The organism is Thioclava sp. DLFJ4-1 (assembly GCF_002020145.1).
Taxonomy (GTDB): Bacteria; Pseudomonadota; Alphaproteobacteria; order Rhodobacterales; family Rhodobacteraceae; genus Thioclava; species Thioclava sediminum.
Window position 1 is genome coordinate 464229 of record NZ_MPZT01000003.1, and the last position, 26126, is coordinate 490354.

A 26126-nucleotide genomic window follows, 5' to 3' on the forward strand; every position below is an offset into this window, starting at 1 on the left:
GAGGCTGTACGAGACGGCACTTACCCCTGTGCCTCGCCTCGCGCCGTCACCCCCCACAAGCACGGCGCTTTTCCTGCCTTCCATCAGGCCATCAAATCGGAGGCGCGAAAATTGTCTTAGGTCGAACGAGATTCTCCCCTATGGTCGGGAACGCTCCTCGCCAAAGGACGCAAGGGACTATGGGACAAAGGTCTAAGAGCGATGCGACCAAGGTCGGGGGTTTGGGGGCCCCGGACCCGGTGCAGACGGTGCGAAACCCGTTGCGCTGGTTTCTGGGGTTTTCGCTGTCGCTGCAGTTTCTCGTGGGCCTGGGTCTGGTGCTGAGCCTCCTGCTCGCCTCCCTCGCGTACTGGATCAACAACCGTGCGACGACGCGGCTGCTCGATGCCTCTGCCGATACCGCCGCCTTCTACATGCAGAACCTCTTGCAGCCGCACGTGCAGGCGCTGGGCCGATCTGAGGCCCTGCTCCCCGACGATCTCGAAGCCGTAAACGCGCTGGCGGAGGGTTTTCGCAAACAGGGCAACTTCCTCGCCATCAAGATCTGGAGCCGTGAAGGCAAGCTGGTCTTCGCCCCGGACACCGGGCATGGCCACGTGCTACCCGACGACGAGATATTCGAGGCGCTCGAGGGGAAGGTCTTCGGGCGCTTTCCCGATCTGGAGGACGCCGCCCATGATGCCGAACGCGCGCTGGGCGTGCAGCTCTACGAGATTTACGCGCCGTTGCGCGATCTGGAGACGGGCACGGTCCTCGCCGTGGGAGAGTTCTACCAGAATGCCGACGTGGTCCGGGGTGCGCTGCTGACCTCGGCCAAGACGACGTGGCTCTTCGTCGGGCCGGTGGCGATCATCGTCTTCACCATGCTGTTCCTGATCGTGCGGCGCGGCAGCCTGACGATCGAGCGCCAGACCGTCGAGCTGCGCCGCCAGTTCGCCGAGCGCGAGCGTCTGCTGCTGGGCAATTCGCAATTACACCGCTCGATTGCCGAGGCAGCCCAGAACGCGTCGAATATCGACGAGCGCGCGAAGCGGCGTATCGGCGCGGACCTGCATGATGGGGCGTGCCAGCTTCTCTCCTATCTGGTGCTGGAGATCGACCGGCTGGAGCATATGATTCGTTCCCCCGGCGCGACTGATGAGCCGAAAGCGGCCGGGATTGTCGCGGAAATCAAGAAAATCGCGCGCAAGACGATGGAGGAAATCCGTGCCATCTCGGGCGGATTGGTCGCGCCGCAATTCGATGCCGCGCCGACGCTTGCCGCGCTGATCGAAACGCTCGCCACGGACCATGGCCGACGCACCGGGGCGCAGGTCTCGCTCTCGCTTGTGCCGGGCGCGCCAGAGCTGACCGAGACGACGCGGCGCACCTTGGGTCGGATTGTGCAGGAAGCCCTCGCCAACGCCGCGCGTCACGCGCCCGGCTCAAGCCAGAAAATTGAAACCTATCAAGAAGATGGCTCGTTCGTCCTGCGCATTTCCGACAGCGGCCCGGCCCCCGGCCACACCATCGAGCAAGAGCGCGAATACCGCGAGGGTGGGCTTGGTCTGCCGGGAATGCAATTCCGGGCGCAATCGCTTGGCGGCACGCTCGAATTTCACCGTCTCGAGCCGCAGGGCGCGGAGGTGGTTTGCCGCATTCCGCTCGCTCCAGACGCCCCCTGCAGGTGACGCGCACGTAATCCTAACGGTCTATAGCCATAGCCAGATGGGACTATTCTGTAAGCGTCTTTCTTTATTGTGTTTATTCAGGACACCTTCATTCTGTTGGTCAGGGGGAAGAAGGATTTCGCGGCATTCCGGACGGCATGGCCGTCGCGCGTTGGGGAACGCGGTCGCGGGATCGTTTAAGGGGTATTTCCATGTCTGATTTCGTGCCGACGACGGCTTGTATTATCGATGATCATCCAATTTTCCGGCAGGGTCTGTGTGCCGTTCTGCAAGACGCGCTCGGGATCGACGTGATCGATCAGGGCAGTTCTGCCATCGACGCGATCGAGCTGGCCCGAACGCGCAGGCCGGACGTGATGATCCTCGATCTCAGCATGCCCGGCGGCGGGCTGAACGCGCTGCGCACGATCATCGACCATGACCCGTCCATGCAATGCATCCTGCTGACCGCCTGCGACGAGCCTGCAACCGCGATCGAAGCGATGAGCGCGGGGGCAAAGGGCTACATTCTCAAGGGCGTGGGCGTCTCGGAGTTGCAGGCCGCGATCGACGCGATCCTGCATGGCGGCACCTTCGTCTCGCCCAGCTTTGCGGCGGCGCTGCTGCAGGCGGCGCTATCCGGTCAGGAGAAATCCGAGAGCGAGAACCTCACCCATCGCGAAATGCAGGTGCTGCGGGAGCTGGAACGCGGCAAGACCAACCGCGAGATCGCAACGCGCCTCGCAATCAGCGAGAAGACGGTGAAGTTCTACATGACGAATATCATGCAGAAATACGGGGTGAAGAACCGCCTGGAGGCGGTGATCGCCCATCGTCAGGCGCATGAGCGCGCGCTCTCGTCGCGCCCCTATTGATCCGGCGGAGCGTTGCCGCTCCGCCAGAGGGTTTTCCGATTACAGCGCGGTCCAGCCGCCATCGACCGAGATCGTGGTCCCGGTGATCTGCGCCGCCGCATCCGAGCACAGGAACACGGCGGTGCCGCCGATCTGCTCCACCGTCGCGAATTCCTTCGAGGGCTGACGCGCGAGGATGACCTTCTCGATCACCTCTTCCTCGGTCATGTTGTATTCCTTCGCCGTGTCGGGGATCTGCGCCTCGACCAGCGGGGTCTTCACATAGCCCGGGCAGATCGCGTTGACGGTGATGTCTTCCTTCGCGGTCTCGAGCGCTGTGACCTTCGTCAGGCCCACAACGCCGTGCTTGGCCGAGACATAGGCCGATTTATAGGGCGACGCGGTCAGACCATGCGCGGAGGCGATGTTGACCACCCGGCCCCAGCCCGCCTTGCGCATCATCGGCAGCGCGACCGCGGTGGTGTGGAAGGCCGAGGTCAGCATGATCGCGATGATCGCGTCCCACTTCTCGACCGGGAATTCCTCGATCGGCGAGACGTGCTGGATGCCCGCATTGTTCACGAGGATATCGCATTTGCCCGCCTGCTCGATCAGCGCGCGCGCTTCGGCGCCTTTAGACAGGTCGGCCTTGATATAGCGCGCGGTGACGCCGAATTCCTTCGCGATATCGGCGGCGAGCTGGTGGTCCTCATCGCGATCGGTGAAGGAGTTGATGACGACATCGGCTCCGGCCCGCGCCAGTTCGCGCGCGACCCCGAGACCGATCCCGGAATTCGACCCGGTAATGACGGCGGTTTTTCCCTGAAGCGACATGTTCTCTCCTTCGGTGGCGATAAGTTACGGATTCGCCGGGATCATGCCGTGCCGCGCCTGCGAACGCCATGCTGCAAGCGCAATACCGCGTGATATCGCGGTGAGGACCTTGTTTTCTTGGGGGATGACGTAAAAAAAGACGCCCGCGCTAGGGCGGGCGTCAAGTCATGAGGCAGGTTTCATACAGGCAAGAAACCTATCGAGCAGTGCATCCCTTATAAGCAATCCTGCGCCGCTCTCCAAGGGAAAAGTTTGCGCAGTTTCAAACCTCTCGCTAGCTTGGCGCCAATAAATGCAGGCAAGGCAGGGATTGTTAACATGACGAGATCGGTGTTTTTCCATTTACTCGGCGGGGCGCTTTTCGGGCTCGCCCCTGTATTTACAGGGATCGCTGCCGCGGAGCCACAACCTGCGATTGCAATGTATGGAGAGCCTGCACTTCCGGCCGGCTTTACCCACCTGCCCTATGCCAATCCCGACGCGCCCAAGGGCGGCGAGATCAGATTTGGCGTGGCCGGCATGTTCGATTCGCTTAACCCGTGGATTCTGAACGGGCGTCCGGCAGAGGGAATCAGCCGCTATGTTGCCGAATCGCTGATGGGCCGCTCAATGGACGAGCCTTTCACGCTTTACGGGCTTCTCGCCGAATCGGTGGAGACCGATCCCGACCGTACCTGGGTGGAATTCACCCTGCGCCCCGAGGCGAAGTTCTCCGACGGCAATCCGGTGACGGTCGCAGATGTGATCTGGTCCTATGAAACGCTCGGGACCGAAGGCCATCCGCGCTACCAAAACGCCTGGTCGAAGGTCGAGAAGATCGAGAAGACCGGCGAGCGCAAGGTCCGCATCACCTTCAAACCCGAGGTGAAGGACCGCGAAATGGCGCTGATCATGGGGATGCGCCCGGTGCTGGAAAAAGCGCAGTGGGAGGGGCACAACTTCGCCTCGACCACCAATATGGCGCCGATCGGGTCCGGCCCTTATGTCGTGGGGCGCGTCGATCCCGGCAAATTCATCGAGCTCAAGCGCAACCCCGATTATTGGGGCAAGGATCTGGGCTTCAACAAGGGCCGGAACAATTTCGACACGATCCGCTACGACTATTTCGGCGATGGCGGGGTCGTGTTCGAGGCCTTCAAGGGCGGCGAGACCGACAGCTATACCGAATGGAACGCTGCCGACTGGGGCCGCAATTACAACTTCCCCGCCGTGCAATCGGGCGACGTGATCAAATCCGAGATCCCGAACGGGCGTCCTTCGGGCATCAAGGGGCTGGTGATGAACACCCGCAACCCGGTCTTCGCCGACTGGCGGGTGCGTCAGGCGATGATCGACGCGTTCAATTTCGAGTTCATCAACAAGACCATCAATGGCGGCGCGGAGCCGCGGATTTCCTCCTACTTCTCGAATTCCGAGCTTGGGATGGAACACGGCCCCGCAGCGGACAAGGTCAAAGCCCTGCTGGAGCCTTTCGCCGATCAACTGCCGCCCGGTACGATCGACGGCTACACGCTGCCGACCTCGGATGGTGGCGTGCGCAACCGCAAGAACATGCGCGCGGCGGCGAAGCTTCTGGAAGACGCGGGCTGGCAGGTCGATAGCGATGGCGTGCTCAAGAAAGACGGCAAGCCCTTCACCTTCGAGATTGTGCTGCAGCAAGGCGCGGCCGAAACGCAGAGCATCGTCGATATCTACACCGAGGCGCTCAAGAAGCTCGGCATCTTCCCGAAAGTGACCGTGATCGATGACGCGCAATATACGCAGCGCACCAACGCCTATGATTTCGACATGGCATGGTACTGGCGCGCGCTGTCGTTGTCGCCCGGTAACGAGCAGAACCTTTATTGGGGTTCGAAAGGCGTGAAAGAGCCCGGTTCGCGCAACTGGATGGGCATGAACTCCCCCGCCGCCGAGGCGATGGTCAAGGCCATGCTCGACGCCAAAAGCCACGAGGATTTCGTCGCCGCGACCCATGCGCTCGACCGAGTGTTGACTGCAGGTCGCTATGTCATCCCGATCTGGTATGCCCCGGTTGACCGCATCGCCCATATCAAGCAGCTTCACTACCCTGAGAAGACCCCGCTATACGGGGCATGGCCGGGTTTCCAACCCGATGTCTGGTGGTATCAAGAGGCAGGACAATGAAAAAACTCATCCTTCTGGCAGCAGTCGCTGCGGCATTGGCAGGCTGCAACACGGTGGCCGGTGTGGGCGACGACATCTCTGGCGGTGCGCGCTCGGTGCAGGGCTGGTTCAGGTAACCTCGCGGATCTGATCACGATATGGAACCGCGCGAGGTATCTTTGCCTTGTGCCTTGCAAAGCCCCCCGGGCGTCCCTTTCTCAGAAATAGGGCCGCCCGTGAGACGAGCCGCGAAGAAAAGGATCAAAAGCGATGAAATGGCACCATATCGAGGAAAACTGGGCGGCATTTTACGAGGCGATCGTGGACAAGTGGCCCGAAGCCGACGAGGCCGAACTTGACGAGATCGACGGCGATCAGAAGGCCTTCATCCGCTATATCGCCGAGCTGACCGAACAGGAGCCGGCCGACGCGCGCGATGAAATCCGTGACTGGATGCGGGGCGAATTGCCCTCCGACGTGGTCATGGACCCGACCCATGACGGTCATTCGATTGCGCTGTCGGCGAAATATGTCGGCGAGGGCGAAGACGAATATGACGACGACGCCCGCTTCGGCGACGACGACGAAGAGTGAGCGTCGCGCGCCGTTGATCGGTTGCAGGGGGCTCTGCCCCCCCGCGCGCGTAGGCGCGCACGACTTACTCCGAGCGCGGAAGCGCGCATGACCTAGGTTGAAGGGGGCTCTGCCCCGCGGCTCCGCCGCTCCCCGGGATATTTTCGCCAAGGCGAAGCGAAAGTGATGGAGACGCGTTCGGGCTTGCTCGGGCGCGCGCTGCGTCCTAGCTAGGCTGCATGGATTCCGTTTACCGCACAGACCCGATCCCTGACCCGCCAAGCGCCTTCAACATGGCCGCACATGTTTTGGCGGCAGGGGCCGCGACGCCCGACAAGCTGGCGATGCAGATCGTGAAGCCCTCGGGCGCGCAGCGTTGGTCCTATGGGCGGCTGATCGCGGCGGTGCGCGGTGCGGGGACGCTTTTGCGCGACGCGGGGCTGGCGCCCGGCGACCGCGTGATGCTGCGGCTGGGAAACGGGCCGGAATTTCCCATCGCGTTCCTTGGCGCCATCGCCGCCGGTCTGGTGCCGGTGCCGACCTCGGCGCAACTGACCGAGGCCGAGATCGCCAAGCTCGCCGCCGATCTCGATCCGGCGGCTGTCGTGGCGGGCGACGGGATCGCCCTGCCCGATCATCCGGCGCGCGTGATCCCCGCTGGCATTCTGCGCAAGGCCGAGGACGCCGCGCCCTGCGAGTTCGCAATGGGCGAACCGAACCGCCTCGCCTACATGATCTTCACCTCAGGCACGGGCGGCTCGGCGCGCGCGGTGATGCATGCGCACCGCGCGATCTGGGCGCGCCAGATGATGTATCGCGGCTGGTATGGCATGGGGTCCGATGACCGTCTGATGCATGCGGGCGCCTTCAACTGGACCTACACGCTCGGGACCGGGCTGATGGATCCGTGGACGCTGGGCGCGACCGCGCTGATCCCGGCGGACGGGGTCGAGTCGCGCAGCCTGCCCCTGCTGGTCAAGCGGTTCGACGCGACGATCTTTGCTGCCGCCCCCGGGGTCTATCGGCAAATCCTGAAACATCACGAGACGCTGTCGCTGCCGAAGCTGCGCCATGGGTTGAGCGCGGGCGAGGCACTGCCCGAACCCACGCGCGCGGCCTGGAACGCAGCGACGGGCACCAAGGTTTATGAAGCACTCGGCATGTCGGAATGCTCGACCTTCATCTCGGGCAGTCCGGACCATCCCGCGCCGCCCGGCACCTGCGGCTATCCGCAGGCGGGCCGCCATGTCGCCGTGCTGGGCGAGGATGGGCAACCGGTGCCGCGCGGCGAGCCGGGTCAGCTTGCGATCCATGAGAGCGATCCGGGCCTCTATCTGGGCTATTGGAATGCGCCCGAAGAGACGGCGGCGCGCCGGGTCGGCCCGTGGTTCGTAACCGGCGACACGGTCTCGATGGGCGAAGACGGTGCGATCACCTATCTCGGGCGGGGCTATGATATGATGAATGCGGGCGGCTTCCGGGTCTCGCCGATCGAGGTCGAAGAGGTCATGCATGACTGCCCCGGCGCAGGCGACGTGGCCGCCGTCGAGATCGCGGTGAAGGCCGATGCCAGCGTCGTCGCGCTGGCCTATACTGGCGAGGCGGAAGAAGACAGTTTGCGCGCCCATGCCGAGGCGCGGCTTGCACGTTACAAGCAACCCCGCCTTTACGCCCATATCGCCGCCCTGCCCCGCAACCGTAACGGCAAGGTGCTGCGCTCCGAGATCCGCGCCATGCTGCAACAGGAGGTCACCTCATGATCACGCTCGATATTTTCGCCGATCCCGTTTGCCCGTGGTGCTTCATCGGCAAAGCGCGGCTGGACCGGGCCTTGGCGCAACGCCCGAACCACCCGTTCCAGCGCGCCTGGCAGCCCTTCGAGCTGAACCCGACGATGCCGCCCGAGGGGATGGCGCGCGCGGATTATCTGCAAGCGAAATTCGGTCAGGACGGGGCCGCGAAGATGCATGTGCAGCTCCTAGAGATCGCCGAGGCAGAGGGCTATGATTTCCACCCCGAGCGCGTCACCCATCAGCCCAACACACGCAACGCGCATCGCCTTCTCCATTGGGCCGGGCTGGAAGAGCGTCAGGAGGACGTAATGGAGGGGCTGCTGGCCGCGCATTGGCGCGACGGGCGCAATATCGGCGACGCGACCGTTCTGTGTGAGGTGGCGGAGGCCGCGATGATGGATCCGCGACTGGTGGAGCGGCTGCTTGCCTCGGATGCCGATATCGACACGATCGTCGCCAAGGAAGCGCATGCGCGCGAGCGTGGGATCAACGCGGTGCCCTCGGTCGTTGTCGCCAATGCGCATCTGGTGAGCGGCGCGCAACCGACCGAGCTGTGGCTGCAGGTGATCGACGAGCTGTCCGGCGCACCCTCCGACGCAACGCAGCACTGACGGCTTTGTCCGGCGTCGTAGCCGCCGTCACTATCGCGTGAGCGCACAGGGGGCTGCGCGCCCGGCCCTCTGGCCATCGGCGCGCATTCCCCTATTTTGCGCACTGAATTCCTCCGTCTTTCGGAAAGTCCCCCAGAATGTCTCAGATCTCTGACGCGCCCCGGGCGCGCACGCCTCTTTCGCTGCCCGAACTGACGGTCATGCTCGCCTCGCTGATCGCGACGGTCGCCTTCTCGATCGACGGGATGTTGCCAGCCCTACCGCAAATCGCGGAGGAGCTGAGCCCCGATGCGGTCAACCGTGCGCAGCTGGTGCTGACCTCTTTCGTGCTTGGCATGGGCGTCGGCACGCTGTTCGCGGGGCCGATCTCGGATGCGCTGGGGCGGCGCAAGACCATCGCGGGCGGCATCGCGATCTACATGGTCGGGGCGTTCGTCGCCGCTCATGCACAAAGCCTCGAGGCGCTGCTGGCCGCGCGGGTGCTGCAAGGGATCGGCGCCTCGGGGCCGCGGATCACCGTGATGGCGCTGGTGCGCGATCTGTTCGCCGGGCGCGAGATGGCGAAGATCACCTCCTTCATCATGATGATCTTCATCCTCGTGCCCGCCGTGGCGCCGTCGATCGGCCAGCTCGTGATCGCGTTTGCGGGCTGGCGCGGCGTGTTCTGGGCTTTCATGGTCTTTGGCTGCGTCGGCGTGAGCTGGCTGATGATCCGGCAACCGGAAACGCTCGCTCCCGAGGATCGCCGCCCGTTGAACGTGTCGAAGCTGCGCGCTGCGGCGCTGGAAGTGATCACCCATTCCGATGTGCGGCTCTATATCGTGACGATGACGCTGGGTTTCGGGCAGATGTTCGCGCTGCTGTCGACCGCGCAACAGCTTTACGCGGCGCATGGCGTGACCGACACTTTCCCGATGTGGTTCGCCATCGGCGCGCTGATGGCGGGCACGGCCACGATCTTCAACGCGCGCTACGTGATGCGGCTGGGAATGCGCAAGATCGTCAAGGGGACCTATATCTCTCAGGTGGCGATCTCGGCGGTGATGCTGGTGCTGGTGCTTAGCGGGCTGACCGATGGCGCAAGCGGCTTCCCGTTCATCTTCGTCTATTCGGTCTCGGTCTTCGCGATGGCGGGCCTGACCTTCGGGAACCTGAACGCGCTGGCGCTGGAGCATATGGGCCATATCGCCGGCATGGCGGCCTCGATCGTGGCCGCGATCTCGACGGTCGGCGCGGTGGTGATCGCAGCCCCCGTGGGTCTGTCCTTCAACGGCACGGCACTGCCGATGGTGATCGCGACGCTGATCTGTTCGAGCCTCGCCTGGTGGCTGATCCGCAAGACGCAGGAGACCGACTGACGGGGCTTTACGCACGGGGGCAAAGGGCGCATACCCGCGCATCTTTCCCCGATCCCGAGTCGCTCCCGATGTCCTTGCCCTATGCCCGTCCCGGGTTCTACGATGAGGCGCTCGCCAAGGGTCGCCACCGCGATATCGTGGGCGGGCGCTGGGACGAGACGGGCCGCGCGCAGATGGCGGCGCTCATGGATCACGGGTTGCGGCCCGATCACGTGCTTCTCGATATCGGCGCGGGCGCGTTGCGGCTTGGCTGCAAGGCGGTGCCCTATCTGGAGCCGGGCCATTACTGGGGCACGGATGCCTCGCGCGCGCTGATGCTGGCGGGCTATGCGGCGGAGCTTGACGCCCGCGAGCGGCTCGATCCTGTGCAGCTGGTCGAGGATGCGGATTTCGGTTTTGATGGGGTGTCCGACACGATCACCCATGCCATCGCGTTCGGTGTATTTCCGCATCTGGAGAGCGACGCAATTGCACGCTGTCTCAATGGGTTGCGGCGCTTTCCTCAGCTGGAATGCGTGCTGCTGACAGTGTTCCTCGCGCCCGACGAAGAGCCGAGCCACCGCCAAAAGGACGGCGTCGTCACCCATGCCGCCCGCGCGCCCTATCACCTCTCGGATACCGCGCTTTACGCGATGGCGGACGCGTCTGGCTGGAACCTCACCCGCGACGTCCGGATGCTGCCGCGCGGACAGGTGATGTTCCGCGCAGAGCCCTTCAGGCCTTCGCCTTCTTCGCCTCGATAACCTTCTCGGCGAGATCGCGGGCAATCGCGAAGGCGCCCTTGATCTTGTCCTTGTCGTTCTTCCAGTCGCGGCGAATGACCAGCTTGTTGTCCTTCACCTTGGCCAGATCGCGCTGCGCGGTCAGGAATTCTACGAGACCCTGCGGGTTCGGGAATTTGTCGTTGTGGAACTGGACCGTGGCCCCTTTCGGACCGACATCGAGCTTGGCGATCATCGCGCGTTTGCACATCGCCTTGATCCGCACGACCAGCAGCAGCGTGTTGACCTCTTTCGGCAGTTCGCCGAAGCGGTCGATCAGCTCGGCGGCGAAGCCTTCCAACTCGACCTTGGTGGTCAGGCTTGACAGGCGACGATAGAGGCCGAGGCGCACGTCGAGATCGGGGATGTAGCTGTCGGGGATCATCACGGGCACGCCGAGATTGATCTGCGGCGACCAGTCGCCATCCGCCGTCTCGGTCAGCTCGCCCGATTTCAGCTTCGAGATCGTCTCTTCCAGCATCGACTGATACAGCTCGTAGCCCACCTCGCGGATATGGCCGGACTGTTCCTCGCCCAGAAGGTTGCCCGCGCCGCGCAGGTCCAGATCCTGACTGGCGAGGTTGAACCCCGCCCCAAGGCTGTCGAGCGAGCCCAGCAGACGCAGCCGCTTCGAGGCCTGCGGCGTCAGCGGCATCCGCGGCTTCGTCGTCAGGTAGCAATAGGCGCGAGTCTTGGCGCGGCCCACCCGGCCCCGGATCTGGTAAAGCTGGCTCAGGCCGAACATATCGGCGCGGTGGATCACCATTGTGTTCGCGGTCGGAATGTCGAGGCCGCTTTCGACAATCGTGGTCGCCAGCAGAACGTCGTATTTACCATCGTAAAACGCGTTCATCCGGTCGTCCAACTCGCCCGCCGCCATCTGCCCATGCGCCACGAGATATTTCACCTCGGGCACGTGGGTTTGCAGAAATTCCTCGATTTCGGGAAGATCGGAAATCCGCGGCACAACATAGAAGCTCTGCCCGCCCCGGTAATGCTCGCGAAGCAGCGCCTCGCGCACCGTGACAGTGTCGAATTCGCTCACATAGGTGCGGATCGCGAGACGGTCGACGGGCGGCGTGCCGATGATCGACAGATCGCGCACGCCGGTCAGCGAGAGCTGCAACGTGCGCGGGATCGGCGTCGCGGTCAGCGTGAGCACATGGATCTCCGAGCGCATCTCTTTCAGGCGCTCTTTGTGCTGCACGCCGAAATGCTGCTCCTCGTCGATGACCAGCAGACCGAGATTGGCGAATTTCACCGATTTCGCCAGAACCGCATGGGTGCCGATCACGATATCGACCGTGCCATCGCGCAGGCCTTCGCGGGTTTTGGTGGCTTCCTTGGCGGAGACGAAACGCGACAGCGGCTTTACGTTCAGCGCGGTGCCCCGGAAGCGTTCGGCGAAGGTCTTGTAATGCTGGCGCGCAAGCAGCGTCGTCGGTGCGATCACCGCGACCTGCATGCCCGATTGCGCGGCGACGAAGGCCGCGCGCATCGCGACCTCGGTCTTGCCGAAACCTACATCGCCCACGACCAGACGATCCATCGGCGTGCCCGATTTCAGATCGTCCACGACATCCTCGATCGCGCTCATCTGATCGTCGGTCTCGGTATAGGGGAAGCGCGCGGCGAAGCTTTCCCACTCGTGATGCGGCGCTTCCAGAATGGGCGCGTTGCGCAGGTGGCGCTCGGCCGCGATCCGCATCAACTTGTCGGCGATCTGGCGGATGCGCTCTTTCAGCTTGGCCTTCTTGGCCTGCCACGCGCCCCCGCCGAGCTTGTCGAGCAAGCCTTCCTCATGGCCATAACGGCTGAGCAGTTCGATATTCTCGACCGGCAGATAGAGGCGATCCCCGCCCGCATATTCCAAGAGCACGCATTCATGCGGTGCGCCAAGCGCCGTGACCGTCTCCAGACCCTTGTAGCGGCCCACCCCGTGATCGACATGGACGACCAGATCGCCGGGCGACAGCGTGGTGTGTTCGGTCAGGAAATTCTCGGCCTTGCGCTTGCGCCGCGGCTTCGAGACGAGCCGTTCGCCCAACACGTCCTGCTCGGAGATCACGGTCATCTCGCCACCGTCGCGCGGGGCCTCGAACCCCTCGTCGAGCGGCCAGACCGTGAGGTTCACCCCCGGTCCGATTTCGCGCGCAGAGCCGATCAGCTTGGCGCCGATGAGCCCCTCGTCCTCCATCAACCCGCGCAGACGTTCGCGCGCGCCCTCGGACCACGAAGCGATCACTACGGGCCCATCGGCCAGACGCGCTTGAACATGATCCTTCAAGGCGCTGAACAGGCTGACGTTTTCGACCTTGCGCTCGGGCGCGAAATTGCGCCCCACGCGCCCGCCCGCATTCAGGATGCCGGGTCCGGGCGGTGCCGGGATCACCTGCAGGCGCAGCACGCGAAGCGGTTTCAACACCGCTTCCCAACCCTCTGGGTTCAAATACAAAAGCTGCGGCGGCGCGGGTTTGTAGACCGAATCCAGCCGGTCGCGCCGGGTCATCGCCTCGCGCCGCGTGTCGTACTGATCCGCGATGCCTTCCCAGCGGCTTTCCTGCTGCGCGGCGATCTGATCGTCGAGCATCACCGACGCGTCGGGCAGATAGTCGAAGATGGTCTCGAGCTTTTCATGGAAGAAGCCCAGCCAATGCTCCATCCCCGCCTGTTTGCGCCCTGCCGAGACGGCCTCGTACAGCGGGTCTTCCGCGCCGCCCGAGCCGAATTCGATCCGGTAATTCTGCCGGAAGCGCGTGATTGCCGCCTCGTCGAGGATGACCTCTGAGACCGGAGCCAGCTCCACGCCTTTCAGCTTCTCGGTCGTGCGCTGGGTCACCGGGTCGAAGCCGCGCGCGTCGTCGAGCACATCGCCGAACAGGTCGAGCCGCACCGGCCCGCCCTCGCCGGGCGGGAAGATGTCGATGATGCCGCCGCGGATCGCGTAATCGCCGGGCTCGGACACGGTCGAGGCCTGCGAGAAGCCCATCCGCACGAGGAATTCGCGCAACGCCTGCTCGTCGATCCGCTTGCCGACCTGCGCGGTGAAGCTCGCACCCGCCAGCACCTCGCGCGCGGGCACGCGCTGCATAGCTGCCGAGAGCGTCGTCAGCAGAACGAACGGCCCGGGCATCCCCGAGGCCAGCGCGGCGAGCGTCGCCATGCGCGTGGCCGAGATATCGGCATTGGGCGAGACCCGGTCATAGGGCAGACAATCCCAAGCCGGGAAGTCCAGCACCGTCGCCTCGGGCGCAAAGAACGCAAGTGCCCCGCGCATGGCCGCCAGACGGCGATCGTCGCGCGCGACATGGATGACCGATTTGCCCTTCGCGAGCTCTTTGGCCAGCAAGGCGGCGTCGAACCCTTCCGGGGCGCCCGAGAGAAGAAAATGCTCCATAGCCAAGCGAGGTATCGGCCCTGCCGCCGGTGTCAAGTTGCTTCGCGCGTCAAACCAGCATCGAAGCGAGAAGGTTCTGATACATTCCCCAAAGCGCGCTCACGATGATCGCCACCACGCCGATCGCCTGCACGTTCACCCGGTGGCGCGAGAGCGCCTTGATTGCAAGCGTCGGATCATGCGCGAGCGCTGGGTCCGCGTCGAGTTTATGCGCCAGACGCAGGCTCAGGCCGAACACCCCCATCATCGGCACCAGCAGCAGCGCGAAAGCCTGCGCGGTCTCCGAGCCATAGATGAAACCGGTGATCAACAGGAAGCTCAGCATGAACGGGATGGAGATCGACATCGAGAATCCCGCATCGCGCCGGATCCGGTTCAGCCTGCGCGCGTTCAGCGCCGTCATCGCGGCGAGATCTTCGGCCGCCTCTCCGCCCTTGCGGCGCGCGCGGATCACCATGTCCCACGGCACGCCCAGCACCCAATGTGAGGCCGAGGACCAGACCGCGGCCAGCGCGATCCAATACCACAGGTTGGAAAAGCTGCGCAGGTCGATCAGCCGCGCGATCGTGTCGAAAACTTCCAAGCCCCTCGCCCTCGTTCTTCCGGGTCGTCGTGTCGCGGCCCCTCAAGTCGATGCATAGACCAGCCTCGGCCCGAGCGGAACCCCGCGCGGATCTGCCGCGCTTGCCTGTTACATCGATCCATGGCACCCATTTGGCCGAGCCAGAGGAGCCTGCCGATGAACCCGATCCTTCCGCCCTTCCCCCATACCCGCCTGCGCCGGATGCGCCGCACTGCCGCGCTTCGTGATCTCGCGCAGGAACACCGGTTGAGCGTGAAGGACATGATCTGGCCGATCTTCATCACCGACGTGCCGGGCGCGGATGTCGAGGTGCCCTCGATGCCGGGCGTCGTGCGTCGTACGCTGGAGGGCGCGGTGCGCGCCGCTGAAGAGGCCGCAAAGCTCGGAATTCCGGCGATCTGCCTTTTTCCTTATACCGATCCGGCGGTGAAGACCGAGGCCTGCGAAGAGGCCTGGAACCCCGAGAACATCACCAACCGAGTGATCCGCGCGATCAAGGCCGAGGTGCCCGAGATCGCGATCATGACCGATATCGCGCTCGATCCCTACAATGCGAACGGCCATGACGGGCTGGTGCGCGACGGGATCATCCTCAACGACGAAACTGTTGAATGTCTTGTCAAAATGGGGATCGCACAGGCCGAGGCCGGGGCGGATATCCTCGGGCCCTCGGACATGATGGACGGGCGGATCACGGCGCTGCGCTCGGCGCTCGAGGCCGCGGGCCATGCCGATGTGACGATCCTCAGCTACGCCGCGAAATATGCCTCCGGCTTCTACGGGCCGTTCCGCGATGCGGTGGGCGCGACGGGTGCGCTCAAGGGCGACAAGAAGACCTATCAGATGAACCCCGGCAATTCCGACGAGGCGATCCGGCTGGTCGCGCGCGATCTCTCCGAGGGCGCGGATATGGTCATGGTGAAGCCGGGGATGCCCTATCTCGACATCTGCCACCGCGTGAAAGAGCAGTTCGGCGTGCCGACCTATGCCTATCAGGTGTCGGGTGAATACGCGATGATCATGGCGGCGGTGAAGAACGGCTGGCTCGACCATGAAAAGGTCATGCTCGAAAGCCTGATGAGCTTCCGCCGCGCGGGCTGCGATGGCGTGCTCACCTATTTCGCGCCGGAGGCTGCGAAACTGCTCGGTAACGGCTAAGCAGGGTCTTGCCACTTCAGCGTGAATTGGCTCAAGAAGAAGTGACAAAGCGGGTTCCCTCGTCTATTAATTGTGCCAAGCGGTCGTAATAAGACCAATCAGCCCGGCGCGAGATCGGGCATATCGAGCGGAGCGACAGACATGACGAAACTTTCCAGACGGACCCTTCTGGCGATGGGCGGTGCGGGGCTCGGCCTTGCAGCCTGCGGCAACGGCGTGGGCAGTGCGGGCAGCGCCAAGCTGGACGCGCGGGTCGATGCGACCCGGAACTACCTCCTGACGAAATATCCCGGCACCCGCGATCTCGAGAATAAATCGGTGGGCGTGCTCTGGATGCCTTTGATGACCGAAGCGGGCTTCGGCATTGGTGGCGCATTCGGGCGCGGCGCGCTGCGGATCAACAACGTGACCGTGGATTACTACTCGGCAGCGGCGGCGAGCTTCGGTCTGCAGATCGGCGCGCAGCAATATGCCCATGCCCTGTTCTTCATGACGCCCGAGGCGCTTGCCGGCTTCCGTCGCGGCGATGGCTGGCAGCTCGGCGCCGATGCGCGCTATGCGGTGCCGGATCAGGGCGGCGCGATTTCGGCCTCCACCCTGACCTCGACCGCGCCGATCATCGCGCTGGTCTTCGGCCAGGCCGGTCTGATGGCGGGCGCGACGCTCGCAGGCACGAAATACACCCGGATCATTCCGTAAGATCAGCCGCTTCAGCGGTTCTCTTCAGACAAGACATAAAGAAAGCCCCGCAGATCGCTGATCTTGCGGGGCTTTTTTGCTTTCTGGCATAGTTAAGGATCAACCGCCGAGGATGATCCGCACATAATTCCGGGTCTCGCGATAGGGCGGAATGCCGTTATGTTTCGCGACCGCCTCCGGTCCTGCATTGTAGGCGGCAAGCGCCAGCCGCCAGCTTCCGAACCGATTATACATCATCTTCAGGTAGCGCGCGCCGCCTTCGAGGTTCTGCGCCGGATCGCGGGGGTTCACGCCCAGTTTGCGCGCAGTGGCGGGCATCAGCTGCGCCAGCCCCATCGCGCCCTTGTGCGAGCGCGCCTGCGGGTTCCAACCGCTCTCCTGCTGCACGAGACGGAGGAACAGATCGGTCGGGATGCCATGGCGCGAGGCCACCGATTTCGCGGTATTCATGTATTGGCCGCGATACTTGCCGTTGTAGCGCGGCACGTTCTCGACACTGGCGGTCTGGGTCAACTTACCCTTGGGCGTCAGCCGCGAGGAATGTTCATATTGCTGCGCGGCGCGGGTATCGAGAATGTTGGTCTGGTTTCGGAACAGCATCGCGCGGGATTTCGAAGAACTCCCCTGAAGCCGCAGCCCCTCTGCCTGGGCGCTCATTGGGCCCGCCATCACCGCTGTCGCGGCAATCGCCGCCAGCCCGAGAATTCCGATCGTTCTACGCATCGGCCCCCACCACTCACTGTCCACGTATTCTGGGGCAAACTATAGAGAAATCAGCGAAAAGTTAAAGCAAAACGCCAATCGCCTCGGCAACCTCCCGCCGATAAGCTGCCGTTGCGTCAGATTGCGTGCGCCTGTTGCTTTTTCGCATCGGCCTTGATGGGGCCGTGAAACAGCTCCTCCACGAAGATCGAAACGAGCTGAGAGCGGCCCGACACGCCCGCCTTGCGATAGACGGAATTGAGGTGGGATTTCACCGTGGCCTCGCTCGAGCCGCGGAAAGAGGCGGTCTCCGAGACCGAGAAGCCCTTGATGGTAAAGGCTGCGACATCGGCCTCTGCGGGGGTCAGCCCCCATTGATCGAACTGCGCGCTCATCATCTCGGCCATTGCGCCTTGTGCAGCCCCGATCGTGCGGTCGGCATGTGCCTGACGGCGCAAGAGCGCCCAAAGCACGGCAGCCTCGACGACGATCCCTGCGATCAGGCCGAGATTGGCGAAAAGCTCCATGTTGAGATGCAGGGAGAGACGCCCGGCCTCGCGGAAGTCGTCGAACACGTCGGCCACGAAGAGCGATGTGCAGGCGGCTTGGAATATGATGAGGGCGACCAGTGCGCCCTCTTTCGTCCAGATTGAGACTCGCTCTCGCGAAACCGCCATCGGCGCTTACCCTCTGTTGCCGCGGAACACCTTCTTACCGGTGATCATCGCGCGCGCAAGGTTCACGCGCAACCGGCGGCTCTCGAAGACGACGGCAGCGATATGGGCGGCGATCGAGACTTCGGCCCAGTTGACGGCGAGTTCATGCACTTCCTGAGGCCATTTCACGCCCCAATAGGCGTCAGTGGTCATCAACCAGCCCGATCCCGCGATGACGAGAAGCGTGATCAAAAGGTTGTAAATCATCAGCGCGCCGAGCGGCGAGTGGCCCAGATGCGCGTGCCGCCGTCCCGTCGCCATATCGCGAAGCTGCGTAAGTGCGCCCGTGGGCGATGGCGGGAAATCCTTGAAGCGCGCGTGGCGGGTGCCGAACAGACCCCAGAGGATGCGCGCGGTCACGAGCCCCGCGACCGTGTAGCCGATCCAGTGGTGCAGATCGTGCTTCGGCGAGGTGAAGAACGCATTGGCGGTGAAGAGGCCCGCAATGGACCAGTGGAACACCCGGATGAACGGGTCCCATACGCTATGCGCACCGACGGGCGGCGGTTCTGCGTGAGTCGTCTCCTGCGACGGAAGATCGGTAAAGCTCGCGTCTTCGATGGCCATGATCGGGCCCTCCTGCTGCTTCTGGAAAGACTGGCGTGAGGAAGACGGGCCGGATCATACCGGCCCGTCGAAAAGGCGCTGACGATTAGTTGTCGCCCGAGCGCTTCACCTGCTTGAGGTTGGAATCGAAGTAGAGTTGGGCGCGCTTGCCGTCCTTCATCGCGTAGACTTCGATATAGCCGTCTTCCATTTCCATCCGGCGCACGTCGTAGCCCTGATTTTTCAGCTCGGCGGAAAGCTTCTGCTCTTTCGCCGGGGCTACGGCACCTTCGCCACCTTCTGCGAGAGCGGGGAGAGTGGAGGCAGCGGCAATCGTGGCGCTCGCGGCGATCAGCATCAGGTATTTCATGGGGTATCTCCTCATGGGATGTAGGGTTGCTCGACCGGATCGGGTGGGGTTCGTCCCCGTGTGCCGTCCGGCTCGTCCAGACCTGTGGCAAACCCACGGCGCCATCTATCGGCACAAGGTTGGAAATCCGGGGCCGAAATCGCTCTCAAACCAAAGATGCACGCGGGATTTCGCCGCTTTCCGTCACGGTTGAGCGAAGCTTCGCCCCTAGGCTCCAGCGGGGCTCTGCTCTATACCCTTTGGGACCAATTCTAGAATCGCGAGGCGGAGGCAATATGGCAGGCAGCGTCAACAAGGTCATTCTGATCGGCAATCTGGGCCGAGACCCGGAGGTGCGGACCTTCTCGAACGGCGGCAAGGTGTGCAACCTGCGCATCGCCACCTCCGAGACGTGGCGCGACCGCAATACCGGCGAGCGCAAGGAGCGCACCGAATGGCATTCGGTCGCGATCTTCTCGGAGCCGTTGGCGAAAGTCGCGGAGCAATATCTGCGCAAGGGCTCGAAGGTCTATATCGAGGGCCAGCTCGAAACCCGCAAATGGCAGGACCAGAACGGTCAGGACCGCTACTCGACCGAGGTCGTGCTGCGCCCCTATCGCAGCGAACTGACCATGCTCGACGGGCCTGGCGGCTCGGGCGGCGGTCAAGGCGGCGGTGGCGGTGGCTACGGCGGCCCGTCCTCGGGTGGCGGCGGCTACGATGATGGCGGCGGCTATGGCGGCCCGTCCTCGGGCGGCTCCGGTGGCGGCGGCGGTGGCCGCTCGGATTTCGACGACGAGATCCCGTTCTGAGTTCGAAACAAGAAAGGCCCCCGGTTCGGGGGCCTTTGCTTTTGGTGCGATCTGGATCGGGGCTAGTGACGCGCTCGCGCCCTGCCCTTTACTTCGCGGCCGTTTCGCCGTTCAGGAGCGGTCGCAGATCCGAGGCGATCACGCGCTCGGTCAGCGGACCGGCGAAGCGGTAGAGGACTTTCCCCGTGCCATCGATCACGAAGGTCTCTGGCACGCCGTAGACGCCCCAGTTCAACGCCATCTTGCCGTTCGGATCGGCGCCGAGCTCGGCAAACGGGTTGCCCATCTCGCTCAGGAAGCCCTGCGCTTTGACGGGCTTGTCCTTGTAATTGACCCCGTAGATCGGGATCCCCTCTTCGGCGAGCGCTTCGAGATTGGGATGCTCGACCCGGCACGGCGCGCACCACGAGGCCCAGAAATTCACCAGCTTGACCTTACCGTCCTTCAGGTCGGCATCGGTGAAGGGTTGGAAATCGCCCAGCGGTTCAAGCTGTACCGGCGGCGCGGGCTTGCCTGCGAAAGCGGTCGGCAGCTGCGTCGGGTCCTCGCGCGTCATCCCCCAGATGAACACGCCCGCAAGCCCCGCGAAGATCAGCGGCGGCAACAGCATCAGCGGCTTAACCATGTGCGCCCCCTTTCCGGCGGGCCTCGGCCTCGGCCAGTTGACGTTTCACCTTCGCGCCACGCATCAGCGAGACGACGACGATCAGCACCAGAAGCACGACCGTCGAGGCCCAGGCGATGTTGACGGTTTCGGTGTAGGATTTGGTGGACGGGTCCACGAGGACGACGCCGCCCTCGGTGACGGTGCCGCCTTGCTCGGTCGTATCACTCATGCCATGCGCTCACGTTGCTGGATGGCGCCCAGACGGCGCGCGCGGACCTCGGTGCGGGTGCGGATCAGCACCAGCGCGAGGAAGAAGAATATGAACCCGGCCATGCACAGAAGCAGCGGGAACCAGTAGACATCGGCGATGTGCTGTTCGGAATCCATCGAGAGCGTCGCGCCCTGATGCAGCCCCTGGTTCCAAAAATTCGCCGCATAGCGCGAGAGCACCGCGAACACCCCGCCGACGAGGCTGAGCACGCCGGTCAGATCGGCGGCGGTATCGGGGTTCTCGACCGCAGCCCAGAGCGCGATATAGCCGAGGTAGAACAGGAACAGGATCAGGAACGAGGTCAGGCGCGGGTCCCATTCCCACCAGGTGCCCCACATCGGCTGGCCCCAGACCGCGCCGGTGATCAGCGCGATCAGCGTCATCACCGCGCCGATGGGCGCTGCAGCCTTCGCGGCCAGCGCCGAGACATGGTGGCGACGGATCAGCCAGATCAGCGAGGTCACGACCATCATCACCCAGATGTTAATCGCCATCATCGCGGCGGGGACATGGACATAGATCACCTTCACCGAGCCGCCGAAATTCTCGGCAGCCGGGACGAAGAAATAGCCCCAGACCAGGCCGACGATCAGCGTGATCGCGGCAATTCCCACCGTCCAGGGCAGGATCTTGTCCGTGGTCTTCATGAATTTGACGGGGTTGGCGTATTCCCAGATCGACATCTTGTTGTTCTGCTCACCTTCTGGCCAGGTTGGCTCTGTGTATCACGGCTCTTCCTATCACGGCGCGCGCATGGGTTGCGCTAGCGCAGATTGACGCGGATCGCGGCGGCCGAGGCGAAGGGCACCAGCGCGACCGTCGCCGCCGTGATCCCGGCCAGCATCAGAAGCGGTGTCTCAGTGTTCATCCCCTCGGCGCCACGGCGCACGAGCTCCGCCCCGAAGATGAGGGTCGGCACATAGAATGGCAAGACCAGCAGCGACAACAAAAGACCGCCGCGCTTCAGCCCGACCGTCAGCGCGGCCCCGAATGTGCCCAGAACCGAGAGCGCAGGCGTGCCCAGAAGAAGCGAGATCACCATCCAGACATGCGCGCCCTGCGGCAGATGCAGCAAGATCCCGAACACGGGCGCTGCGACCACGAGCGGCAGCCCCGTGGTGATCCAATGCGCGAGCGCCTTGATCGACACGACCCCTTCGAGCGGCACCGGCGCGGTGACCAGCAGATCGAGCGAGCCATCCTCGTAATCGAGCGCGAAAATCCGGTCGAGCGAGAGCAGGCAGGCCAGAAGCGCGCCGACCCACAGGATGCCCGGCGCGATCCGCGCGAGGATTTTCCCCTCGGGACCGACGCCGAACGGGACCAGCGTCACCACGATCAGGAAGAAGGCCAGCCCGAGGCCGAAGCCACCGCCGGCGCGCACGGCGAGGCGCAGGTCTCGCATGAGAAGTGCGATCATGCCCGGCCTCCTTCTGACGCCAAGGGGGCGCTGCCCCCTTCGCGGCTGCGCCGCTCATCCCCCGGGATATTTCTGCCAATCCGAAACAGCGCGTAGCTGCTTTCGGCTTGGTCCAAATATCCCCGCCGGAGGCTCCCGACCGCGCCGATAGCGCGCCGCGCGATCATAGGAAGGCCTCGTCGAAAGCGCCCTGCATCCCGCCCTCTTCCGGCGTCTTGGCCTTGAAGGGCGTCAGGTCGAGAACCTTGGCCTCGTTTAGCCCGAGATCGATATGGGTCGCGATCAGCGCGGCCCCGCCGCTCGCCAGATGGCCGCGCACGGCCTCGGCGAAAAGCGCGACGGAGGCGGTGTCGAGCGACACGGTCGGCTCGTCCAGCACCCAGATCGGGCGGCCGGTCACGAGAAGCCGCGCAAGGCCAAGGCGGCGCTTCTGCCCGGCCGACAGGCTATGAGCGGGCCGCGTCTCGAGGCTTTGCAGGTTCATGCGTTCCAGCGCCGGTTCGATATCGTTCTTCGCGTAGACCGAGGCCCAGAAGCCGAGGTTCTCGCGCACCGTCAGCGTCGATTTCAGCCCGTCGGAATGGGCGGCATAGGCCATGCTCTCGGGCGGCATCGAGACCGTACCTGCCAGCGCCGGTTGCAGCCCGGCCAAGGTGCGCAGAAGCGTCGTCTTGCCGACCCCGTTGGGGCCGCGCAGCACCAGCGCATGGCCTGCATCGAGCGAAAAGCTCAGGTCTTCCAGAACCGGGAGACCACCGCGCGACACCGCGAGCCCTTCGACCGACAGCATGCTCATTCAGGCGTCTCGGGGTTTTCCGGCATAGCTATCAGCGCGCAGCCGACCCGACGGCCCTCCGATAGCAGCACGTTATAGGTGCGGGCCGCCGAAGGCGTCGCCATGCCCTCGCACATCAGGCCCTCGGCCTCGAGCTCGGCCACGAGGTCCTTCGGCAGATGGGCGATCTCTTCGCCCGTGCCGATGAACAGCACATCGAGCTTGCCTGCGAGTGCGCGCAGCGCAGCGCGGTCGTCCAGACCGCCCCAGCTGCCCATCTCCTCGCCCGCGACCCAGATCGAGCCTCGCGTGACCTCTCCGGCCACGCGGAAGAAACCCGGCCCGTAGCCGTCGATCGGCAGCGAGGCCCCGAAATTGGCTTCAGTCAGTAGCGACATCCGTTTTGTCGAAGAACTTCTCCGAGGGGTCCTTCTTCTCCTTGTTGCGGTCGAGCCCGATGAACAGGACGATGTTCTTTGCGACATAGACCGAGGAATAGGTACCCACGATCACGCCCCAGGTCATCGCGAAGACGAAGTTGCGGATCACGTCGCCGCCCAGAACGAGCAGCGAGATCAGCGCCAGCAGCGTGGTGCCCGAGGTCATCACGGTACGCGACAGCGTCTCGTTGACCGAGAGGTTCATAACGTCGCGCAGCGGCATCTTCTTGTATTTCACGAGGTTCTCGCGAAGACGGTCGAAGACGACGACGGTATCGTTGATCGAATAGCCGAGGATCGTCAGCAGCGCCGCGATGATCGACAGGTCGAACTTGATCTGGAACAGCGCGAAGATGCCCACGGTGACGGTCACGTCATGGATCAGCGCGGCGACCGCGCCGACCGAGAACTGCCACTCGAACCGCAGCCAGATATAGACGAGGATCGCGGCCACGGCGGCCAGCACGGACCAGATCGCGGTCCAGATCAGCTCGCCCGAGACCTTGGGACCGATCGACTCGGTCGCGACGATCTTGATGTCCTTGTTCACCGATTTGAGCGATTCCAGCACTTTGGCCTGGGTGTCGGGGCTGATCGCCTCCTGACCGTCCTGCGCCTGAATGCGGATCGTGACGACCTTCTGATCGGCGCGGAAGTTCGGGTCATAGACCTGCGTGATCAGCACGTCGCCCAGATCGAGCGGCGCGATGGCGGAACGGTAAGCGCCGATATCGACCGGCTCGGTCTGATCGGCCTCGGTCCGGATCGTGGTGCCGCCCCGGAAGTCGATGCCGAGGTTCAGCCCCATCACGAGCACCAGCACGATCGAGGCCAGCACCATGAAGACGGAGAAGCCGAAGGTCGCGACCTGATGTTTGAAGAAGTCGAAGTTGGTCTTCTCGGGGACCAGTTTCAGACGGAATGCCATGTCTCGATCTCCCTTACAGTACCAGTTCGCGGGGACGACGGCGCGCGAACCAGATGCTCACGAACAGCCGCGTCACCCAGATCGCGGTGAAGACCGAGGTGATGATCCCGATCAGGAAGGTGACGGCGAACCCGCGCACCGGGCCTGCGCCCAGCACGAAGAGGATCACCGCCGTGAGGAAGGTGGTCACGTTGGCGTCGACGATGGCGGACATCGCGCGCTCGTAGCCAAGCTCGATCGCGCGGGCGGCTTTCGCCTTCTGTTGATTGCGCAGCTCCTCGCGGATACGCTCGAATACGAGCACGTTGGCGTCGACCGCCGTGCCCATCGTCAGCACGATCCCTGCGATGCCCGGCAGCGTCAGCGTGCCGCCAATCACCGAGAGGATCGCGAAGATCAGCGCGATGTTGATCCCCAGTGCCAGCGAGGCGAAGACGCCGAAGGTGCCGTAGGACGCGATCATGAAGACCACCACGAGCACTGCGCCGACGGCTGCGGCCATCTTGCCGGCCGCGATCGAATCCGCGCCAAGCTCCGGGCCGATGGTCCGCTCTTCGAGGAAGGTCATCGAGGCGGGCAACGCACCGGCACGCAGCAGCAGCGCCAGATCGGTCGCCTCTTTCACCGTGAACCGGCCGGTGATGATGCCCGAACCGCCCGCGATATGCGATTGGATCGTGGGAGCCGAGATCACCTTGTTGTCGAGCACGATGGCGAAGGGCTTGCCGATATTGTTCTGCGTGTAATCGCCGAAGGTGCGGGCGGCGCTCGCATTGAAGCGGAAGGCCACAGCCGGATAGCCGTTCTGGTCGGTATCGGGGCGCGCATCGGTCAGGTCTTCGCCGGTCACGACCGGAAGGCTGTCGAGGATGTAATAGAGCCCCTTCTGATCGGCCGAGGGCAGGATTTCCTGATCCGAACCCACCGCCTCGTTCGGGTTCGAGCTGGTGCCGATCACCGAGTTGAAGGTCAGTTTCGCCGTGGTGCCGATCAGCTGCTTGATCTCCTGAGCGGAGCTTGCGCCCGGCACCTGGATCAGGATGCGGTCGGAGCCTTCGCGCACGATCGTGGGTTCACGAGTGCCCGCGGCGTCAATCCGGCGGCGCACGATCTCCAGCGATTGCTGCATCGTGCGATCGTCGGTCGCGGCCTTCTCGGCATCCGAGAGCTGGATGATCAGCTGGTTGCCTTGGGTCGTGATCGCGAGGGTTTTCTGCCCCACACCGGTCAGCGACGAGACCGGATTGTTCAGCGTCTCGGCGATCTTCTGGGCTTCCGCGATCTGATCGGTATTGCCGATCTGGATCCGCAGGACGCCTGGATCGGCGTTCAGACGACGGATCGAGCCGAGCGTACCGCGTTCGGCGGCGAGCGCCTTGCGGAACTCGGGCCAGAGCGCATCGACGCGCGCCTTGTAGACCTCATCGACATTGACCTCGGCCAGAAGCTGCGCGCCACCGCGCAGATCGAGGCCGAGATTGACGATGTCGGAGGGCAGCCAATCGGGCCAGCCAGCCTGCGCGGCCTGCTGCTCGGGCGTCAGAGACTCGCCCTTCGCGGCGGCGGCAACGGCATCGTTATGCCCCTCCACCCGGTTGTAAAAGATGTTCGGCGCGGCAAAGACGACCCCGATCAAAATGATGATCAGGATCAGCACGCGCTTCCACAGCGAGATGTGCAACATGGGGGACGGGCCTTTTATGGCTTATTCAGAGGTCTTGGCGGGTTCGGTGCGCGAAACAACCTGCACGATGGTCGATTTCACCACGCGGACTTTGACGCCCTGCGCGATCTCGACCTCGACCTCGCCGTCTTCCTTGATATGGGTGACTTTGCCGAGAATGCCGCCCTGGGTCACGACCTGATCACCGCGGCGCAGAGCCTCGAGCATCGCCTTGTGCTCCTTGGCTTTTTTCTGCTGCGGACGGATCAGCAGGAAATACATGATCACGAAGATCAGGATCAGGGGAAGGAACTGGCCGAACGCGGCGGCGGGGTTACTGGCGCCACCGGCGGCCTGCGCGAAAGCGGGGGTCACGAACATGATCTATGGTCCTTTGTCATGGGCCTTGGGGGCAGCAAGCCCCGGTTGTCGGCGCGCACCCTAGCCGTGGCCCTGAGGCTTGGCAAGGCGAAGCGGCCCCTGTGAACGCGTCCTCACGTCGC

Annotated in this window: 28 protein-coding genes; 12 read left to right on the plus strand and 16 right to left on the minus strand. The window is 63.9% G+C overall.

What is annotated here, in order from left to right:
* The first annotated feature begins 179 nt into the window (after positions 1-179).
* Both BMI85_RS12020 and BMI85_RS12025 read left to right on the plus strand, forming a co-directional pair.
* Positions 180-1670 (plus strand): ATP-binding protein, encoded by a 1491-nt coding sequence (locus BMI85_RS12020; protein WP_168174782.1) that lies wholly within the window; start codon positions 180-182, stop codon positions 1668-1670.
* Positions 1671-1861: 191 nt separating this feature from the next.
* Positions 1862-2524: a response regulator transcription factor gene (locus BMI85_RS12025; RefSeq protein ID WP_168174783.1), complete on the plus strand. Its 663-nt coding sequence runs from the start codon at positions 1862-1864 to the stop codon at positions 2522-2524.
* A 39-nt stretch (positions 2525-2563) separates the two neighbouring features.
* Here BMI85_RS12025 and BMI85_RS12030 read toward each other — a convergent pair whose 3' ends face one another.
* Entirely contained in the window at positions 2564-3337 is a 774-nt protein-coding gene (locus tag BMI85_RS12030; RefSeq protein WP_078601447.1) for a 3-hydroxybutyrate dehydrogenase, read from the minus strand.
* 318 nt (positions 3338-3655) lie between these two features.
* Between BMI85_RS12030 and BMI85_RS12035 the strand changes: the two genes are divergently transcribed.
* From BMI85_RS12035 to BMI85_RS12060, 7 genes are all read left to right on the plus strand, one after another.
* Entirely contained in the window at positions 3656-5482 is a 1827-nt protein-coding gene (locus tag BMI85_RS12035) for an extracellular solute-binding protein (protein ID WP_078601448.1), read from the plus strand.
* Positions 5479-5598, plus strand: coding sequence for a lipoprotein (locus BMI85_RS21805; RefSeq protein WP_338113616.1), 120 nt, complete (start codon positions 5479-5481; stop codon positions 5596-5598). Before BMI85_RS12035 ends, BMI85_RS21805 begins: the two co-directional genes overlap by 4 nt.
* Positions 5599-5731: 133 nt before the next feature.
* Positions 5732-6055, plus strand: a complete 324-nt coding sequence (locus BMI85_RS12040; protein WP_078520654.1) for a hypothetical protein — start codon at positions 5732-5734, stop codon at positions 6053-6055.
* 272 nt (positions 6056-6327) lie between these two features.
* On the plus strand, positions 6328-7794 hold the full coding sequence (locus BMI85_RS12045; RefSeq protein ID WP_246832551.1) for a class I adenylate-forming enzyme family protein: 1467 nt from the start codon (positions 6328-6330) through the stop codon (positions 7792-7794).
* Positions 7791-8438, plus strand: coding sequence for a DsbA family oxidoreductase (locus tag BMI85_RS12050; RefSeq protein ID WP_078601450.1), 648 nt, complete (start codon positions 7791-7793; stop codon positions 8436-8438). The genes BMI85_RS12045 and BMI85_RS12050 overlap by 4 nt, the downstream gene beginning before the upstream one ends.
* Positions 8439-8575: 137 nt before the next feature.
* Positions 8576-9796 (plus strand): multidrug effflux MFS transporter, encoded by a 1221-nt coding sequence (locus tag BMI85_RS12055; protein WP_078550415.1) that lies wholly within the window; start codon positions 8576-8578, stop codon positions 9794-9796.
* 68 nt (positions 9797-9864) lie between these two features.
* The gene (locus BMI85_RS12060) at positions 9865-10539 is read left to right on the plus strand and encodes a class I SAM-dependent methyltransferase (RefSeq protein WP_078601451.1); all 675 of its coding nucleotides are present in this window, start codon (positions 9865-9867) and stop codon (positions 10537-10539) included.
* On the opposite strand, the gene mfd is transcribed toward BMI85_RS12060, so the two are convergent.
* A complete protein-coding gene (mfd, locus tag BMI85_RS12065) occupies positions 10511-13954 on the minus strand; it encodes a transcription-repair coupling factor (RefSeq protein WP_078601452.1) in 3444 nt (1147 codons plus the stop codon). The genes BMI85_RS12060 and mfd overlap by 29 nt on opposite strands.
* 49 nt (positions 13955-14003) lie before the next feature.
* Complete coding sequence (locus tag BMI85_RS12070; RefSeq protein WP_078550422.1) at positions 14004-14537, minus strand: hypothetical protein; 534 nt, start codon at positions 14535-14537, stop codon at positions 14004-14006.
* A gap of 156 nt (positions 14538-14693) precedes the next feature.
* Between BMI85_RS12070 and hemB the strand changes: the two genes are divergently transcribed.
* Both hemB and BMI85_RS12080 read left to right on the plus strand, forming a co-directional pair.
* On the plus strand, positions 14694-15695 hold the full coding sequence (hemB, locus tag BMI85_RS12075; RefSeq protein ID WP_078540992.1) for a porphobilinogen synthase: 1002 nt from the start codon (positions 14694-14696) through the stop codon (positions 15693-15695).
* Positions 15696-15836: 141 nt separating this feature from the next.
* On the plus strand, positions 15837-16394 hold the full coding sequence (locus BMI85_RS12080; RefSeq protein ID WP_078520647.1) for a YSC84-related protein: 558 nt from the start codon (positions 15837-15839) through the stop codon (positions 16392-16394).
* Positions 16395-16493: 99 nt separating this feature from the next.
* On the opposite strand, the gene BMI85_RS12085 is transcribed toward BMI85_RS12080, so the two are convergent.
* The 4 genes from BMI85_RS12085 to BMI85_RS12100 form a co-directional block, all read right to left on the minus strand.
* Positions 16494-17117 carry a lytic transglycosylase domain-containing protein gene (locus tag BMI85_RS12085; protein ID WP_078601453.1) on the minus strand — a complete coding sequence of 208 codons (624 nt, stop codon included), beginning with the start codon at positions 17115-17117 and terminating at the stop codon, positions 16494-16496.
* A 116-nt stretch (positions 17118-17233) separates the two neighbouring features.
* Positions 17234-17773, minus strand: a complete 540-nt coding sequence (locus BMI85_RS12090) for a helix-turn-helix transcriptional regulator (protein ID WP_078540996.1) — start codon at positions 17771-17773, stop codon at positions 17234-17236.
* Positions 17774-17779: 6 nt separating this feature from the next.
* Positions 17780-18379 carry a cytochrome b/b6 domain-containing protein gene (locus tag BMI85_RS12095; RefSeq protein ID WP_078601454.1) on the minus strand — a complete coding sequence of 200 codons (600 nt, stop codon included), beginning with the start codon at positions 18377-18379 and terminating at the stop codon, positions 17780-17782.
* Positions 18380-18464: 85 nt separating this feature from the next.
* Entirely contained in the window at positions 18465-18728 is a 264-nt protein-coding gene (locus BMI85_RS12100) for a PepSY domain-containing protein (protein ID WP_158522159.1), read from the minus strand.
* A gap of 275 nt (positions 18729-19003) precedes the next feature.
* Between BMI85_RS12100 and ssb the strand changes: the two genes are divergently transcribed.
* A complete protein-coding gene (ssb, locus tag BMI85_RS12105; RefSeq protein ID WP_078601455.1) occupies positions 19004-19519 on the plus strand; it encodes a single-stranded DNA-binding protein in 516 nt (171 codons plus the stop codon).
* Between the two features lie 88 nt (positions 19520-19607).
* Here ssb and BMI85_RS12110 read toward each other — a convergent pair whose 3' ends face one another.
* The 9 genes from BMI85_RS12110 to yajC all read right to left on the minus strand — a co-directional run bounded on the left by BMI85_RS12110 (position 19608) and on the right by yajC (position 26004).
* The gene (locus BMI85_RS12110) at positions 19608-20144 is read right to left on the minus strand and encodes a DsbE family thiol:disulfide interchange protein (RefSeq protein WP_143595064.1); all 537 of its coding nucleotides are present in this window, start codon (positions 20142-20144) and stop codon (positions 19608-19610) included.
* Positions 20137-20355: a heme exporter protein CcmD gene (ccmD, locus tag BMI85_RS12115; RefSeq protein ID WP_078601456.1), complete on the minus strand. Its 219-nt coding sequence runs from the start codon at positions 20353-20355 to the stop codon at positions 20137-20139. Before ccmD ends, BMI85_RS12110 begins: the two co-directional genes overlap by 8 nt.
* A complete protein-coding gene (locus BMI85_RS12120) occupies positions 20352-21080 on the minus strand; it encodes a heme ABC transporter permease (RefSeq protein WP_078520639.1) in 729 nt (242 codons plus the stop codon). Before BMI85_RS12120 ends, ccmD begins: the two co-directional genes overlap by 4 nt.
* An 80-nt stretch (positions 21081-21160) precedes the next feature.
* A complete protein-coding gene (ccmB, locus tag BMI85_RS12125; protein ID WP_078550436.1) occupies positions 21161-21817 on the minus strand; it encodes a heme exporter protein CcmB in 657 nt (218 codons plus the stop codon).
* 163 nt (positions 21818-21980) lie between these two features.
* Positions 21981-22613 (minus strand): heme ABC exporter ATP-binding protein CcmA, encoded by a 633-nt coding sequence (ccmA, locus tag BMI85_RS12130; RefSeq protein WP_078601457.1) that lies wholly within the window; start codon positions 22611-22613, stop codon positions 21981-21983.
* Positions 22610-22990, minus strand: coding sequence for an Mth938-like domain-containing protein (locus BMI85_RS12135; protein ID WP_078601458.1), 381 nt, complete (start codon positions 22988-22990; stop codon positions 22610-22612). The genes ccmA and BMI85_RS12135 overlap by 4 nt, the downstream gene beginning before the upstream one ends.
* Positions 22974-23960: a protein translocase subunit SecF gene (secF, locus tag BMI85_RS12140; RefSeq protein WP_078520635.1), complete on the minus strand. Its 987-nt coding sequence runs from the start codon at positions 23958-23960 to the stop codon at positions 22974-22976. The genes BMI85_RS12135 and secF overlap by 17 nt, the downstream gene beginning before the upstream one ends.
* Positions 23961-23973: 13 nt before the next feature.
* Entirely contained in the window at positions 23974-25644 is a 1671-nt protein-coding gene (secD, locus tag BMI85_RS12145; RefSeq protein WP_078601459.1) for a protein translocase subunit SecD, read from the minus strand.
* A 21-nt stretch (positions 25645-25665) separates the two neighbouring features.
* The gene (yajC, locus tag BMI85_RS12150) at positions 25666-26004 is read right to left on the minus strand and encodes a preprotein translocase subunit YajC (protein ID WP_078520633.1); all 339 of its coding nucleotides are present in this window, start codon (positions 26002-26004) and stop codon (positions 25666-25668) included.
* Positions 26005-26126 lie beyond the last annotated feature (122 nt).

What these genes read in the sequence shown, in the direction of transcription:
- BMI85_RS12025 (WP_168174783.1), top strand. Translation starts at nt 1,862, where the DNA reads ATGTCTGATTTCGTGCCGACGACGGCTTGTATTATCGATGATCATCCA.
- yajC (WP_078520633.1), bottom strand. Translation starts at nt 26,004, where the DNA reads ATGTTCGTGACCCCCGCTTTCGCGCAGGCCGCCGGTGGCGCCAGTAAC.
- mfd (WP_078601452.1), bottom strand. Translation starts at nt 13,954, where the DNA reads ATGGAGCATTTTCTTCTCTCGGGCGCCCCGGAAGGGTTCGACGCCGCC.
- secD (WP_078601459.1), bottom strand. Translation starts at nt 25,644, where the DNA reads ATGTTGCACATCTCGCTGTGGAAGCGCGTGCTGATCCTGATCATCATT.
- ssb (WP_078601455.1), top strand. Translation starts at nt 19,004, where the DNA reads ATGGCAGGCAGCGTCAACAAGGTCATTCTGATCGGCAATCTGGGCCGA.
- secF (WP_078520635.1), bottom strand. Translation starts at nt 23,960, where the DNA reads ATGGCATTCCGTCTGAAACTGGTCCCCGAGAAGACCAACTTCGACTTC.
- BMI85_RS12055 (WP_078550415.1), top strand. Translation starts at nt 8,576, where the DNA reads ATGTCTCAGATCTCTGACGCGCCCCGGGCGCGCACGCCTCTTTCGCTG.
- BMI85_RS12030 (WP_078601447.1), bottom strand. Translation starts at nt 3,337, where the DNA reads ATGTCGCTTCAGGGAAAAACCGCCGTCATTACCGGGTCGAATTCCGGG.
- hemB (WP_078540992.1), top strand. Translation starts at nt 14,694, where the DNA reads ATGAACCCGATCCTTCCGCCCTTCCCCCATACCCGCCTGCGCCGGATG.
- BMI85_RS21805 (WP_338113616.1), top strand. Translation starts at nt 5,479, where the DNA reads ATGAAAAAACTCATCCTTCTGGCAGCAGTCGCTGCGGCATTGGCAGGC.
- BMI85_RS12085 (WP_078601453.1), bottom strand. Translation starts at nt 17,117, where the DNA reads ATGCGTAGAACGATCGGAATTCTCGGGCTGGCGGCGATTGCCGCGACA.
- BMI85_RS12120 (WP_078520639.1), bottom strand. Translation starts at nt 21,080, where the DNA reads ATGTCGATCTGGGAATACGCCAACCCCGTCAAATTCATGAAGACCACG.
- ccmB (WP_078550436.1), bottom strand. Translation starts at nt 21,817, where the DNA reads ATGATCGCACTTCTCATGCGAGACCTGCGCCTCGCCGTGCGCGCCGGC.
- BMI85_RS12135 (WP_078601458.1), bottom strand. Translation starts at nt 22,990, where the DNA reads ATGTCGCTACTGACTGAAGCCAATTTCGGGGCCTCGCTGCCGATCGAC.
- BMI85_RS12035 (WP_078601448.1), top strand. Translation starts at nt 3,656, where the DNA reads ATGACGAGATCGGTGTTTTTCCATTTACTCGGCGGGGCGCTTTTCGGG.
- BMI85_RS12110 (WP_143595064.1), bottom strand. Translation starts at nt 20,144, where the DNA reads ATGGTTAAGCCGCTGATGCTGTTGCCGCCGCTGATCTTCGCGGGGCTT.
- BMI85_RS12080 (WP_078520647.1), top strand. Translation starts at nt 15,837, where the DNA reads ATGACGAAACTTTCCAGACGGACCCTTCTGGCGATGGGCGGTGCGGGG.
- BMI85_RS12045 (WP_246832551.1), top strand. Translation starts at nt 6,328, where the DNA reads ATGGCCGCACATGTTTTGGCGGCAGGGGCCGCGACGCCCGACAAGCTG.
- BMI85_RS12100 (WP_158522159.1), bottom strand. Translation starts at nt 18,728, where the DNA reads ATGAAATACCTGATGCTGATCGCCGCGAGCGCCACGATTGCCGCTGCC.
- BMI85_RS12040 (WP_078520654.1), top strand. Translation starts at nt 5,732, where the DNA reads ATGAAATGGCACCATATCGAGGAAAACTGGGCGGCATTTTACGAGGCG.
- BMI85_RS12090 (WP_078540996.1), bottom strand. Translation starts at nt 17,773, where the DNA reads ATGGCGGTTTCGCGAGAGCGAGTCTCAATCTGGACGAAAGAGGGCGCA.
- BMI85_RS12060 (WP_078601451.1), top strand. Translation starts at nt 9,865, where the DNA reads ATGTCCTTGCCCTATGCCCGTCCCGGGTTCTACGATGAGGCGCTCGCC.
- ccmD (WP_078601456.1), bottom strand. Translation starts at nt 20,355, where the DNA reads ATGAGTGATACGACCGAGCAAGGCGGCACCGTCACCGAGGGCGGCGTC.
- BMI85_RS12050 (WP_078601450.1), top strand. Translation starts at nt 7,791, where the DNA reads ATGATCACGCTCGATATTTTCGCCGATCCCGTTTGCCCGTGGTGCTTC.
- ccmA (WP_078601457.1), bottom strand. Translation starts at nt 22,613, where the DNA reads ATGAGCATGCTGTCGGTCGAAGGGCTCGCGGTGTCGCGCGGTGGTCTC.
- BMI85_RS12020 (WP_168174782.1), top strand. Translation starts at nt 180, where the DNA reads ATGGGACAAAGGTCTAAGAGCGATGCGACCAAGGTCGGGGGTTTGGGG.
- BMI85_RS12095 (WP_078601454.1), bottom strand. Translation starts at nt 18,379, where the DNA reads ATGGCCATCGAAGACGCGAGCTTTACCGATCTTCCGTCGCAGGAGACG.